The 15,995-nt window shown below is 46.7% G+C and carries 6 protein-coding genes; all 6 read left to right on the top strand.

The genetic code is table 11. The features are described 5' to 3' along the window. Positions 1-65 precede the first annotated feature (65 nt). The 6 genes from AC59JT_RS11955 to AC59JT_RS11930 all read left to right on the top strand — a co-directional run bounded on the left by AC59JT_RS11955 (position 66) and on the right by AC59JT_RS11930 (position 15,959). Entirely contained in the window at positions 66-6,578 is a 6,513-nt protein-coding gene (locus tag AC59JT_RS11955; RefSeq protein WP_497399062.1) for an alpha-2-macroglobulin family protein, read from the top strand. Between the two features lie 269 nt (positions 6,579-6,847). Beyond that, complete coding sequence (locus AC59JT_RS11950; protein ID WP_497399060.1) at positions 6,848-7,297, top strand: KTSC domain-containing protein; 450 nt, start codon at positions 6,848-6,850, stop codon at positions 7,295-7,297. Positions 7,298-7,702: 405 nt separating this feature from the next. Beyond that, positions 7,703-10,105: an ATP-binding protein gene (locus AC59JT_RS11945; RefSeq protein WP_497399058.1), complete on the top strand. Its 2,403-nt coding sequence runs from the start codon at positions 7,703-7,705 to the stop codon at positions 10,103-10,105. 42 nt (positions 10,106-10,147) lie between these two features. Then, a complete protein-coding gene (locus AC59JT_RS11940) occupies positions 10,148-11,599 on the top strand; it encodes a phytoene desaturase family protein (RefSeq protein WP_497399056.1) in 1,452 nt (483 codons plus the stop codon). An 18-nt stretch (positions 11,600-11,617) separates the two neighbouring features. Further along, complete coding sequence (locus AC59JT_RS11935) at positions 11,618-12,988, top strand: YeiH family protein (protein ID WP_497399054.1); 1,371 nt, start codon at positions 11,618-11,620, stop codon at positions 12,986-12,988. A gap of 211 nt (positions 12,989-13,199) precedes the next feature. Further along, complete coding sequence (locus AC59JT_RS11930) at positions 13,200-15,959, top strand: carboxypeptidase-like regulatory domain-containing protein (RefSeq protein ID WP_497399052.1); 2,760 nt, start codon at positions 13,200-13,202, stop codon at positions 15,957-15,959. Positions 15,960-15,995: the final 36 nt, after the last annotated feature.

Genomic DNA, 15,995 nt, shown 5'->3' with positions numbered 1-15,995 from the left:
ATGGAAAATCAGTGATCTGTGCATCTATCTAAAAAAACAAAGCGGATAACCTTATACATACACCTATGCGCCTTAAATTAACCCTGTTGCCTAAAATTGCCTTATCGGTTTTGATGCTGTTGTTCTGCAATAACGCCAATGCTCAAAATTATGATCGTTTAGCCTTTCGTATTGATTCTTTCGCCAATGTGGGGCTGCCTAAATCTGCCCTGGCCGAGGTGCGAAAACTGGACCAGTTGGCCCGTAAACAAAACAACGTACCTATGCAGGTGCGTGCCGTTATTTACCGCATGACCTTTCAATCCTACCTGGAGGAGAAGGCTTTAGTGGGTATTATTGATTCATTGCAAAGCGATATCCGCAAGGCCGACTATCCCGTTAAACCTGTTTTGCAGTCGCTGCTGGCCGATATGTATTATCGTTATTATCAGAATTACCGCTATCGTTTTAACCAGCGTACGCAAACAACAAAGCCCGGCGATGATTTTACCCAGTGGGACCTGCGCACCATCATTAATGAAAGCAATCGCCTGTATCAGCTATCATTAGTCAACGCGACACAGGAACAAAACACCCCCATAGATATATTGAACGGCGTACTAAAAGGCGATAAAACCCAACGCTACCTGCGCCCAACTTTGTATGATCTGCTGGTACAGCGGGCGTTGGAGTTTTACTTGGCGGATGAGCCAGCGTTAATCACCCCAAAGCAACCCTTTACCCTTAATAATCCTGCTTTTTTTGGCAGTGCCGAAGCTTTTACTAAACTCACGGTAAACACTACCGATACCGCCTCGACCTGGTACCGTGGCATTAAATATCTGCAGCAGGCCACCGCTTTCCATTTGCAAAAAGGCGATACCGAAGCCTTGGCCGACCTGGATATGCAGCGTTTTAAATTTTTATATGATAAGGCTGTGGTTAGCGGCAAAGATGCGCTATACCTTGCTGGCCTCAATCAACTGGCGGAAAGAACGGCGGCAAAACCCATCAGCGCCGATGCCTGGTTCATGATAGGGCAGTACTACATGAGTAAGGATAGTTTGAAAACCGCGCGCACTTATTATGAAAAGGCTACAACGGCCTATCCCCAAAGTGTGGGCGGGCGCAACGCGGCTAAGTTTATTAAGGAAACCGAAGTAACGTCAATAGCCGCCAGTATCGAGGATGTTAACGCACCCGGTAAACCCCTGCTGGCCCTGCTTAAATACCGCAACATACAACAAGCCAAACTTGCGGTCTATCATTTAACCGATGCGCAGATAACACAGTTACGGGCGAAGGATAAGCTATTGGATTATGAAGAAATAAGCTTAAGCCCAAACCTGTGGAAGCTATTACAAACCCTTAAACCACAGCAAACAGATGTGCTGCAACTGCCCAACGTGGGCGATTACCGCGAGCATAGCGCCGAGTTTAAAATAAACCCACTGCAACCCGGCAGGTATTTTTTGATCATAGCGAATGCAAAAACTTATGACCAGGAGCATGCTACCCTGGCGGAATTTAACGTAACCGCGCTTTCTTACGTAATACGTACGCTACCCGACGGGAGCAAGGAATTGCTGGCCTTGCACCGCGATACGGGGCAGCCCTTAAGCGGTGTTAAGGTGAAAATAACCAACTCTACCTACAGCGTTGGCAAACGGGTAAGAACGGTGGTAGACGAGGGCGTGACCAACGCCTTGGGTAAATTTATTTCAACCAAAATTAAGTCGACCACCGCCATAAGCCTTAGCCGGGGTAACGATCGGTTTAACGATCGCGACCGCTACATTGATCAATATTATCCGCGGATTAATAACACATCAATGTCTGTTAACACGTGGTTTTATACTGACAGGCAGATCTATCGCCCGGGGCAAACCATTTATTTTAAAGGTATTCATGTTGCTACGCTTAATGGCAAAAGTAGCATCGTTCCGCAAAAAGACATAGCAGTAAAAATTCGTACTGAACAGGGGCAGGACCTAACCGTCATTAAGCTAAAGACAAACGATTTTGGCAGCATAGCGGGTAGTTTCACATTACCACAGCAAATTAATAATGGCGTGATTATTATCGAGGTTGACGAGCCTTTTAGTGCAATTGGTATAAGTTTACGAGTAGAAGAGTATAAACGCCCTACCTTCCAGTTAACTTTTAAACCGGTTACCGAAACCTACCGGTTTAATGATTCGGTACATGTAAAAGGAAACGTCAACGCTTATTCGGGTTTTGGTATATCGGGCGCAAGGGTGGCTTATGCTGTAAGGCGTACGGCATCACTTAAACCTTATAGCGATAACCGGGTACTTATCGACTTCGGTAACCTTGGCAGAGCTGCCGAGATCGCATCAGACACCATTAAAACAAACAGTAATGGCGAGTTCGAGATCGTGTTTAAAGCTACAGACGATGGCGACCGCACCCCACCGGATGTATTTACTTATACGGTAAGTGCCGATGTTACCGATGGCAGCGGCGAAACACGAAGCGGCAATACCAAAGTAGATGTGGGCGATAATGTTTTAAGCCTTGACGCTTTTGTGCCAAACACTTTGTTTAAGCAGGATAAAGCTATCATCCCCGTAAAGCTAACCAACCTTAACGGGCAACAGCAAAGTGGCAGGCTTGATGTTAAAATTTACGCGCTTAACCAGCCCGACAGGGTAAGCAAGAGCCGTAAGTGGGATGTGCCCGACCAGGTAATGATACCCCGTGACGAGTTTAAAACGCTATTCCCCGGCTATGCATTTAAAAAGGAGGACGACCGTGTCAATTGGTCTGTTAAACAACTGCTGGGCACTACCACTGTTACGTTTAACGATAGCACGGTGAGTGAGCTTGATCTATCAGCACTAAAGCAACAGCCTACCGGCGTTTACAAAATAATTGCGATGGCGCAAAATGCCAAAGGCGATACCCTGTCGCAAACCTGGTATGTAAAGCAATACATGGAGGTAACAAAGGCCGACCATATATTTGATTGGGTAAAACCTGTAAACAATACTACAGTTGCCAAACCCGGCGATGTGGTAAACTTTTGGGTTGGCGTAAGTAACCCTAGCCATGTGCTGTTAGAAAAATATGATGGCGATAAATTGCTATCGGCAGAGTGGTTGACTATAGCGGGAGATAAGCAGCAAAATATAAGCGTAACGGTGCCTGCTACGGTGAAAAACAGTTTCGCGGCGCAGTTTTTAATGGTGAATGATAACCGGGTATACCATTATTACACCAGGTTAAAGATTGCCGATACCGCTAAGGCGCTTAAAGTGCGTTTCCTTACCTTCAGAAACAAATTACAACCGGGCGAGAAGGAGCAATGGAAGCTACAAATAACGGCACCAGATAACACGGCTGCCGAGGCCGAAATGCTGGCCGGTTTGTACGATGCATCGCTGGATGCGGTGGCCGCGCCGCGTGACTGGCAATCGCCCCCGGCAGCAACCGAAAGCTATATACCCAATTATTTTGAGTGGAGAATACAGAATGACTTTGTAAACGTTGCCGAAACCAGGTTTGAGGCTGATTTTACCGATACAGGCGGTTTTATTGAACGCGACTATGAAGAGCTTAACCTGTTTGATTATAACACGTTTAGCGACGATAGTTACGCCTACAGAAGCTACCTGCAAGATGTCAAAGATCGCATGGCTCAAAAGACAAATGACGATAAAATAGCCGCTAAATTCATAACAAACGCTGCATTGGTGAAGAAAGGATATGTAGTAGGTGGCCAGGTAGTGTCCAATAGTCCAGGCGGCTATTGGCCCTTGGCGAATGTCAATATCAGCATAAAAAATACCGGGATAAGTACCAGGAGCAACTCCATGGGTTACTACAAAATAAAAGTGCCTTATAATGCAACGCTGATATTTAAGGGACCTGGTTATGTAGTAACTAAACAGGTGAAAAATCCGGTAAATGGCTACATCGTGATGAAAGAACGTAAACTCCAGGTGGCAGACCCCGGTGTAAAATCGCAGAAAGGCGACCCTACTGCCGAGATCAGGATTGATGAACCGGTGGGTAACAGCGATATGAAGGTGGTGTCGGAAGATACGGTAGCCTATCGTGCCTCACCTTACAAGGTTAGGGTGAATGGCAAGGCATTCCCGGCAGCAAATGCTATAGCAATAAGCGATATGGAAATCCTAAAAAAAATACCCGGTATGCAGGTAGTGGATGACTATGGCAACCAGGCCATGCGTACGGGTATAAGGGATGGAGAACCCACTAAGATGTTAAACCTGACGCCTGCCATTAAGATCAGAAAAAACTTCGCCGAAACAGCTTTCTTCTACCCGCAGCTGCATACCAATGCCAAGGGCGAAGTGCTGATAGATTTTACGATCCCCGAAGCCTTAACCAAATGGCAGTTTAGAGGATTAGCTTACGCGAAGGACCTGACCGCGGGTTATATTGAGCAGGAAGTGATCACCCAAAAACAATTAAGCATAACCGCCAACACCCCACGTTTTTTACGCGAAGGCGATACCATCACCGTTTCGGCAAGGCTGGCTAATTTAAGTGCCGATAAACTGAAAGGTAAAGTAGAGTTGCAATTGTTTAACGCGCTAACTATGCAGCCTGTAAAGCTGCTAATAAAGCAAGCCGATGCACAGCAGGATTTCGACATCGCGACAGCAACAACAAAAGCGGTTAGTTTTAAAATGGTGATACCTGCGGGATTGGATGCCGTAACCTACCGCTTGACTGCCGACGCGGGTAAGTTTAGCGATGGCGAAGAAAATACCCTGCCGGTGCTACCTAACCGTATGCTGGTAACAGAAAGCATGCCGATGATGGTACGCGCGGGCCAGCAAAAAGCTTTTACGTTTGATAAACTGGTGAACCAAAAAAGCAGCACCCTTAAAAATAAAACGCTCACGCTGGAATACACCCAAAACCCGGCCTGGTATGCGGTGCAGGCTTTGCCTTATATGATGGAATTTCCGTACGAGTGCTCGGAGCAGATATTTAGCCGATATTATGCCAATAGTTTGGGTGTTAATTTGGTGAATAAAATGCCGGTTATTCAATCGGTTTTTGAAAGATGGAAAGCTGTTAACAGCACGCAACTGCTATCAAACCTGGAGAAGAACCAGGAGCTGAAGGCAGTACTGTTAGAAGAAACGCCATGGCTGCGCGACGCGGCCACCGAAAGCGAACAGAAACAGCGTATTGCTTTGCTGTTCGACCTGAATAAAATGAATTATGAGCTTGACCAAAACCTGGATAAGCTAACGCAGCGCCAGTTGCCCGACGGTGGTTTCCCATGGTTCGCGGGCGATCGTGGTGACCGATATATTACCCAGCATATTATTGCAGGCATGGGGCAGCTATATACTTTAGGCGTAGCCGATGCTAAAAACGCTAAATTAAAAGCTATTGCCAATAAAGCCATTGCTTACCTGGATAATGAATTGCTGGAAGAAGAACGCTTGCGCATACGCAATAAAAGACCTGTTGCCAAAACTGTATACAATATGGATATACATGCCTGGTATGCCCGCAGCTATTTTGATAAACCGGCAAACACCGAAGTTAAAAACCTGCTGACCGCCTACTTAAATTTGGCGGCGAAAGAATGGGTAGGACATAGCATTTATGAGCAGGGCCTGATAGCCTTAACCATGCAGCGCAACGGCAGGGGCGATGTGGCGCGGGCGATCATCAAATCGTTAAAAGAAACAGCGCAGCAAAATGCCGATATGGGCATGTACTGGGCCAATAACCGCGGCGGCTGGTATTGGTACGAAGCACCGATTGAAACGCAAAGCCTGATGATAGAACTGTTTACCCTCATACCGGGTAACGAAAAAGAGGTGGAAGAAATGAAGATATGGCTGCTGCGCAACAAGCAAGCCAATAACTGGAAAACCACTAAAGCCACAGCAGCGGCAGTGTATGCTTTATTGCTGCGGGGCGATAATATATTGACTACCGAAGGTACATCAACCATCACCCTTAACAACACCAACCTGCAAACCCTTAAACCCGATACCAAAGCTGATGCCGGCACGGGCTATATTAAAACCACCTGGGTTGATGAACAGGTAAAACCGGCACTGGGCAAGGTGAGCATAGCTAATAACGGCAAAACCATAAGCTGGGGTGCGCTGCACTGGCAGTACCTGGAGAACCTGGATAAGATAAGCCCGTCGACCACCGATATTACGCTTGACCGCAAATATTTTATCAAGCAGCAAGGTAATACAGGCGAGATACTTCAGGCGGTTGATGCTGCGCACGTACCCAAAGTAGGCGATGTGCTGAAAGTGGTAGTGTATTTAAAAGCGGGCCGCGATATGGAATATATCCACCTTAAAGACATGCGCCCGGCAGGCACCGAGCCGGTAGACGTGTTATCGACCTATAAATATCAGGATGGCCTGTACTATTACCAGGTGACTAAAGATGTGGCTACCAATTTCTTCATCAGCCAGGTTAATAAAGGTAATTATGTGTTTGAGTATAGTCTGCGTGTGGCGCAACCGGGCAATTTTTCAACCGGCATAAGCACCATACAAAGCATGTACGCGCCCGAGTTTAACGCGCACTCGGAAGGGGGGAGGATGTTGGTGAGGTAGGCCCTTACCTCAGTACACGTCATTACGAGCGAGGAACGAGCGTCGTAATCCCCGAAAGGATAAGTATGTTGGCGACTAAGCGCTCGGGGATAGCTACGCTTCGTTCGCTATGACGTGATTTGTTTATATTTCGTATCAGCAGGGTCTCCTGAAAGGGGCCCTGCGTTGCTAAATCCGTAAACCCCTCACGTAATACATTTTAAAACCGTACCTTCGCGGCAAATTGCTAAAACCGAACCGGCAATACAAAAAGAGATAAGAAGAAGGATATGAAAAAAATTGTCGAGTACAGGAAGCTATTGAACGTAGGCGAAGCCGCCGAATTAACAGAACTAAGGTCGGTTTACCGCAGCCTGATGAAAACCTGGCACCCCGACAGGTTCCAGGATAGCGAAGAAAGCAAGCTGGAAGCCGAAGAAAAAAGTAAAACCATTATTGAGGCCTACCATTTCCTGGTAAGCATAGCGCCCGAAACGCGCGCCGCCTCGTTTGCCGAATACACCATTACCACCACCACTTCAAATATCGCTGATTTTGAGTACAAATCGCAGGTGCTGAAAATTGATTTCCTGGATGGCAACACCTACGAGTACTTTGACGTACCCAAGGCCATTTATATAAAAATGATCAATGCCGATTCGCCGGGCCGTTTTGCGCGCAGGCATATCTACAATAACTACGTTTACCGCAGCGTGAACAGGTTGGTGGCGACGGCGTAGAACGTTATACGTGGGACGTTGTACGTTTTACGTTGTACGTTTGAGGTTTTGATGAGGATGGCGTCGATAATCACTTTGCGGCTTATTATTGCAAAGGGCGATCGCTATTTGTACATATCACATAAATCGTACACGCAAAATCTATAACACAAAAAGCGTATAACGTAAAACGTCCAACGTATAACATAAATCGTGTCACCAAAAAATTCATATGCCTGACAGCCAGTGCTGTAGCATGCTACACCGGGTGTAGCAGTGTAGCGTGCTACGCATACAGCGCTACACTGCGCCCTGTTTTCGCCGCGCGGAAATGTGTGTTTGGTTTTCAATTTAAACCTTCCAGTTGTAATCAATTACCTTATATTTGAAAAGTAGCAATCACTGCAATTATTGTTATCAAGACCCATGTTACAAACTGCCCTAAGGTATTGTACGTATGCACTTAAAAAGTGTTGGTATGCGCTGGCTTTGCTGTTGCTTTTTGGCGAAGCAGGCCTGGCGGGCACGCCTTACCGGTCGACACTGCCCATGGCCCACAATGGTATCATGGACCTGCGCCATAACGCCTTTGCCCAAAAGGTGGAGCTTGATGGCCAGTGGCAATTTTACTGGCAGCAGTTTATCAATCCCGCGCAAACGCCCGCCCACCGCGGCACGCTTGTGACGTTCCCAAGGCTATGGAGCGATGGTTCGGCCGACGGTATCAGCAGGCCATCGTTCGGCTATGCCAGTTACCGCCTTACGGTGTTATTGCCTAAAGATCAAAAGCAGCTGCGCCTCTCTATGCCCGATGTTTACAGTGCCTATAACCTGTACGTTAACGGCAAGCTGGTAGCTCAAAACGGTACCATCAGCACTTCGGTAAAAGGTTTTGTACCCTATTGGCAATACCGCGCCCTCGACATCGCCCCCGGTACCGACACGCTGAAAATCGTCCTTCACATAGCCAATTTTGTGCACAGCAAAGGCGGCATCAAAAAGTCCCTCATCCTCGGCGAACGTGCCATGGTCGAACTCGACCGCCAGCGCGATGAAGCCATAGACCTGCTGCTGACGGGCTGCCTGTTTATGGGCGGACTGTTCTTCTTCGGCCTGTACCTGTTTGGTAATCGTGATAAAGCTATTTTGCTGTTCTCGCTATATGCTATGGTGTACAGTTACCGCGTTATTGGTATTGACAATTATATGCTGCACACGCTGTTGCCAAACATGAATTGGTATATTACCGTGCGGCTGGAGTATATATCGCTGTTTACGGGGATAGGGTTGTTTGGGTTGTATAGCAGGTATTTGTATCCATCGGATATTAACAGGCCTATCATCTATATCATTAGCGGGGCCAGCTTTATGTTCGCTGTGGCATCGCTGGTGTTGCCGCCTATTTATTTTACCAAGTTGATCAACCCCTTCCTGGTGGTGATGGCCTTTTGTATTGTGCATATCCCGTATGTATATATGCTGGCCTATAGGCGCAAGCGGCCGGGCTCGGTTTACGCCTTGGCCAGTTCGCTGTCGCTGATGTTTGTGTTTGCCATATCGCTGTTTCATTATTGGGGCTTTATACCGCAGCTGCAGGTGCTGAGCTTTGTGGGGTATGTGAGTTTCTTTTTTCTGCAGTCGCTGGTATTGTCGCATAGGGTGTCGTTCGTCCTTAAAAGTGCCCGCCAGCAGGCCGAGCAAGGTTTTATAGCCAAAAGTGAATTTTTGAGTACCATGAGCCATGAGATACGCACGCCGCTGAACTCGGTGATAGGGATGAGCCATCTCCTCCTCAAAAATGATCCCCGGCCTGATCAGCAGGAGCAGTTGGATGCGATGATATTTTCGGCCAATAACCTGTTGGGTATCGTAAATGATATATTGGACTATAACAAAATAGAAGCCGGCAAAATTACCTTCGAACATATCGAAATGGACATTGCCGCTATTGCCCGCAATGTGGTGAACAGCCTGCAAAGTTCGGCGCAGGATAAGGGGATCGAGCTGCGCCTGCACACCGATGAGGCTATCCATAACAAAGTAATAGGCGACCCGATCCGGATGTCGCAGGTAATAACCAACCTGGTGCATAATGCCATTAAATTTACCCCGGCCGGTTACGTAGAAGTAAGCATCAGCATTAAAGGCCAAACAGGTGACACGCTTACCCTGAGCATCCAGGTGAAGGACACCGGTATAGGTATTTCCAAAGAAAAGCAGGCTATCATATTCGAGCGCTTTACCCAGGCCGATTCGTCGACATCCCGTGGTTTTGGCGGCACGGGTTTGGGGCTGGCCATCAGTAAACGTATTTTGGAGCTGCAGAATTCGGACCTGCAGCTTATCAGTGAAGTGGGTAAAGGCTCAACCTTTTACTTTATTAAAACCTTCGATAAAAGTAGTAAGCTGATTGAACCGGCCAAACCCGGCGATGATGTGGTTAAAGAGGACAAACCATTCACCGGCATTGATATTTTATTGGTTGAAGATAACCAGCTAAACGTAATGGTTGCACAAACCTTCCTTAAACGTTGGGGTGCGCGGATAGATGTGGCCGCGAATGGTTTAGAAGCCCTGGAGAAGATAGACATCAATAAACATAAACTGGTATTAATGGACCTGCACATGCCGGTAATGGACGGTTATGAAGCCAGCCGCAAGATGCGCATTATGGGCGTCAGGATCCCAATTATAGCCCTGACCGCTAACCTGCCCAACGAGGTAATTGCCGAAACCCGTGCCGCCGGTATCAACGATATCGTGGTTAAACCTTTCCTGCCCGATGAATTGTACGGCAAGGTGCTGCACTATATATTTAAGCAGCATTAAATTTCTTTTCCTTCCCACAAATATTATCGAATTTAGCAGGGTATGCACCCAAAACGCGATTATGATGCAGTTATAGTAGGCTCTGGTCCAAACGGACTTGCAGCTGGTATCCTATTACAACAGCATGGTCTGTCGGTTTTGGTTATTGAGGGCAAGAAGGAGATTGGGGGTGGACTGCGTTCGGCGGAATTAACTTTGCCGGGTTTTGTGCATGATGTGTGTTCGGCTATTCATCCGCTGGCTGTGGCATCGCCTTTTTTCAGGACCTTGCCGTTGGCAGATCATGGGCTTGAATACCTGTTCCCAACGCTGGCAGCGGCGCATCCGTTTGATGATGGCACTGTCGCTATTCTCGATAAATCAATAGAAAAAACAGCCCAATACCTGGGTGCCGATGCTGCGGTTTATACGCGCGTCATGCAATCAGTAACCGAAGCATGGCCGCTTATTGACAGCGACGTTTTAGGGCCATTGCGTTTCCCAAAACATCCTTTGGTATTAGCGGGTTTCGGTTTGAAGGCATTGAATAGTGCCGATGCCTTTGCCAATAACTTCAAGACAAAGCAGGCGAGGGGACTTTTTGGCGGGATGGCTGCTCATGCTATTCAGCCACTAACTAACTACAGTACGGCGGCCATAGCCCTGGTGCTGCTTGCAACCGGGCATATGCAGGGCTGGCCCATACCCAAAGGCGGCTCGCAGAGTATTGCTGATGCTTTGGCGGGATATTTCCGCTCAGTAGGCGGGCACATAGAAACCGGCACTTACATATCTTCGATGGATCAACTGCCTTCATCGCGCGCGGTTTTGTTTGATGTTACGCCGAAGCAATTACTGCAAATAGCCGGGCATCAGTTCTCGTCCATCTACAAATGGCAACTGGAGCGTTACCGTTACGGCATGGGCGTTTTTAAAATAGATTGGGCGCTTGATGGACCAATTCCATTTACGGCTGATGAATGCCGGCAGGCGGGTACCATCCACCTGGGTAATACTTTTGAAGAGATCCGCGACAGCGAATTTATGGCCAGCGAGGGTTATCCTCAACAAAAGCCTTTTACCTTATTAGCCCAGCAGAGTTTGTTCGATAATACCCGTTCACCGCAAGGCAAACATACCGCATGGGCCTATTGCCATGTACCGAATGGCTCTACTAAAGATATGACCGCCGCTATTGAAAACCAGGTAGAGCGTTTTGCCCCCGGTTTTAAAGATATTATACTGGCTAAACACACCATGAACACCGCGCAGGTTGAGGAGTATAACCCCAACTACATTGGTGGTGATATTAACGGGGGAGTGTTGGATATCGGGCAATTGTTCACCCGGCCAGCCTTGTGTTTATCACCCTACAAAACATCGGCTAAGGGCCTGTATATCTGCTCGTCGTCAACACCGCCGGGTGGTGGGGTGCACGGAATGTGCGGTTATCATGCTGCCCGTAACGTTTTAAAAGATATATTTGGCATTGCGGTTAAGCCGCTCAACCAATAAATCAATACCAATACAACCATGTCTAACCAAAATACCAACAACTCGGCCGCGCTTACTGATGCCGGCATAACACCCGATAAGAAAACCTTCCTGCAATCGCTAACCGAAGATTGGTGGGCGCTGATATTAGGCAGTATTATTATTGCAGCCGTTTTAATTATAACTAAAAACGGCACAGAGGTGTTAACCCTTCCATCTTACAAATGGGCAACGTCCGAAGATCTTTTTGGTAAAATACTATCAGCCAAAAACCTGTTACTAATTGCCGAAACCGGTTTAATATACCTTGCCATTGCGGGCATCGCTATAGCACTATCGGGCGGCAGCCTTAAAAAGTATGTTGGCGGCTTTGTGTTTATTTACCTGCTGGCTATCATTTCATTCATTATCGGCGGTAATAAAACGGTATCGTATTATGGTTTAGAATATGTGGTTTTCGCGTTGCTGATAGGCATTATATTAGGTAACATAGGCGAGTTGCCGGGCTGGCTTAAAGAAGCCGTACGCTCGGAGTTTTATATTAAAACAGGTTTGGTTATACTAGGCACATCCATCGTTTCTGCTGATCTGATCAAGGCCGGTTTGCCGGGTATTGTGCAGGCGGTAATTGTGGTATCGGCGGTATGGTTCTTTTCATTATGGGTTAGCCGTAAGTTAAAGGTTGATGATGAGTTTGGGGTTATCCTGGCATCGGCGGTATCTATCTGCGGCGTATCGGCAGCTATTGTGGCGGCTGGTGCCATTAATGGCGACAAGCGTAAGTTATCATACGTTACCACGCTGGTATTGGTATTGGCCATCCCGATGATGATCATCCAGCCATGGGCCATTAAATATTTTAATATTCCCGAAGTTGTTGGCGGTGCCTGGCTAGGCGGTACTTTAGATACCACGGCTACGGTAACTGCCGCGGGCGATCTGATAGGCCCTGCCGCGGTAAAAGCCGGGGTGATAGCCAAGTTCTCGCAAAATGTTTTTATTGGCGTAGCGGCCTTCTTTATCGCCATTTGGTGGGCCTATAAAAAACCGAAAGCCGGCGAAGGCAGCATCATGGCCAAAACCGAAAGCCCTAGCCTTAAAATAGTTTGGGAGCGTTTCCCTAAGTTTGTATTAGGCTTTATAGCCGCGTCGCTTGTATTCTCGTTTATATTACCACCTACAACAGCTAAAGCCCTGGGGCCAACATTAAACGGTTTGCGTACCGTATGGTTCGCGCTGGCGTTTGTATGTATAGGTATGGAAGCTAAGTTTGCTTCGCTGGTTAAACTGCAGGGCGGTAAGCCGGCGTTTACCTTTGTTACCGCGCAGGTTTTCAATATATTATGGACGTTGTTATGGTCGTACATCCTGTTTGGGGGCTATATTTTCCCGGTACCGGATTTTAAATAAGAACTATCAATTTTTAAAAAGCCCGGTGCAATTGTACCGGGCTTTTTTGTGCCTGTTTTTTGCCGCCGCGATTAAACCAATTCATCTGCCATTTGTCAAAAACCTGGGAGCGTAAGCTTTTTGTACATTTTTGATGGTTAAACTGATAATTTGTGCTAATTTACTTGCAGTTTAATAACCCTAAACTCAACCAATAGCCTGAATCCAATTTATGAAATTTAAACAAAAATTAACCTTAACGCTGGGCCTGTGTGGCGCTGTGTTGGCTACCGCTGCTTTTATACCCAAGGCCGACGATCCTATTGATAAAATAGTGACCGCCCTGCAGCAGTGGACCGAAAAAAATCCGCAGGAAAAGATATATGTGCAAACCGATAAGCCTTATTATACTTTAGGCGATACCATTTGGTTTAAAGGCTATTTAACTATCGGCAGCCATCATCAGCTTTCGGCATTAAGCGGCGCTATGTATGTTGATCTGATCAACGAAAAAGACTCCCTGATACGTGCCCTAAAACTACCGGTTACAGCAGGTATGGTAATGGGCGATTTTACGCTGGATGACGATATGCAGGAGGGTAGCTATCGCCTGCGCGCTTATACCCGTTGGATGCGTAACGCAGGGCCCGATTACTTTTTTGATAAAACCATCCTGGTAGGTTCGGTAGTGAGTAATAACATCATATCAAAAGCTACTTACCAGTATAAACCATCTGGCAGCAAATCGGTATTGGTAGCCACGCTTAACTATACCAATGATATGGGCGCGCCGCTGGCTAATAAGGATGTAGATTACCAGATATTTATTAACCGTAAAGTAGTTTACACCAAATCGGCCAAAACGGATGCGCTGGGTAATCTGCTGGTAACTATTGATAATGGCGATAAAGTTGACCTGCGCGGTGCGTATATCCACACGTCGTTAGAGACTACCGATAACTACAGGCTTAGCCGTGATTTCCCGATAAAAGCAAACCTTAACGAAAGCGATGTACAGTTTTTCCCCGAAAGCGGAAACCTGGTTGCCGGTGTTACTTCAAGGGTAGGTTTTAAAGCCGTAGGTGTTGATGGTAAAGGCTTAGCTATTAAAGGTACTATATTGGATAATGATAATAAGGAAGCATCATCATTTGAAACTTTACACGCGGGTATGGGCGTATTCAACCTTCGCCCCGAGGCTGGCAAAACCTATAGCGCCAAAGTAACATTTGCCGATGGATCAACAAAAAATATAGCCTTACCAAAACCGCAGGATGATGGTTATGTACTGGGCATCTATCAGCCAAATAAGGATAGCATACTGGTGCGTATAAACGCCAGCCCTAAAATGGTGCAGGCGGCTGCCAGTCTTGGTTTAATGGCGCAGGTTAGCGGCGAAACGATAATTGCTACACCGGTTAAAATAGATCGTGCTTCAACATCGTTATGGTTGGAGAAGAAAGATTTCCCTAGCGGGATTGCACAATTTACCTTGTTTAACGGCAATAATGATCCGCTTAATGAGCGTATCGCGTTCATCAGGTCAAACGATCAGATGCAGCTATCGCTAAAAACAACCAAAGCATCTTACAAAAGTAAAGAAGCTGTACAGCTATTGTTGAATGCTAAGGATAGCAAAAACAAACCAACGTTTGCCAATTTCTCGGTTTCGGTTATTGACGAAAGTAAAGTGCCTTCAAACGAAAGTATGGAAAGCAGTATCCTTTCAAACCTGCTACTGACATCCGATCTGAAAGGTTATGTAGAACAGCCCGGTTACTATTTCGCGCCGGCTAAAACTACCGATGAAGCCGACGAGATCAATAAGGCTTTGGACAACCTGATGCTTACACAAGGCTACAGAAGGTTTACCTGGAAAGCGATTACCGACCCGGCCCTTGCTGCTGCGAAACCTGCATTTGAGGCCGAAAAAGGCTTAAATACCGTTATATCAGGACAGGTAATTAACCTGGGTAAGAAAGGCGTTATAGCCGGTGCTACCGTTAACCTGGTATCGCTAAAATCAAACCTTATGAAATCGACCACTGCCGATGCCGAGGGTCGCTTTAAGTTTGATGATATATTTATGAAGGATAGCGTTAAGTTTACCGTACAGGCCCGTACCCCCAAAGGAGGCGATAAGGTGCAGATAGTAATGGATACCGTACCACGTATACGCGTAGGTAAAAACCCTAACTATGCCGATGTAACTACCGACTTAAGCGGCGCCTTAAAAGCTTATATAGCGCAAGGTAAAAAACAGGACGAGATGTACGAGCGCACCGGTCAGCTGGATAAAGTGCAGCGCCTGCGCGAGGTGCGTATAAACGCCAAACGTAAAAGCAATAGCGATATAGCAACCCAGGGTATGTTTAAGGTTAACCCGGGTTCGTCAGATCAGTCGATTATTTTAGGTACTGATGCGGATGTTTGTTTAACCTTAACCATGTGTTTGCGTGGCAGATTGCAGGGTATCCGTTTTGAAACAAATCAAGGTTATACTACCATAACCGACCAACGTGGTGGTGCCATGGGATTGATATTAAACGGTAGGAGGGTAACCGAAGCTGACGAAATATCAGACATATTGGAAGGCGCCGTACAGCCGCTTGACGTTGCCCGTATTGAGGTGGTTAGAACAAACCGCGCCATGGTTGATTTTATTGGCGGACCTGCTATATTCATCCTAACCAAGAAAGACTTCCTGCGTCGTTCGTTCGAGCCAAGCATTGCTAACATTGCGCCAAAAGGCTTTAATTCAACCCGCGTATTTTACAATCCTAAATACGAAGCTCCTTCGGTAGCTGATAAGTTGCCTGATATGCGTACAACCGTATACTGGAACCCGAATGTAAAAACAGACATCACCGGCCAGGCCTTGCTTAAATTTTTTAACGCAGATGGCCCGGGAAGCTACAAAGTAATTGTAGAAGGCATAAATGCCGAAGGCGAACTGGGCCGACAGGTTTATACTTATAAGGTTGATTTGTAAAGGATAATTACCCAGATTAAAAAGGCTTGCCAATTG

The sequence above is a fragment of the Mucilaginibacter sp. A3364 genome, from assembly GCF_059690715.1.
The sequence above is the reverse complement of the archived record's forward strand: the minus strand, read 5'-3'. Positions and strand labels throughout refer to the sequence as shown.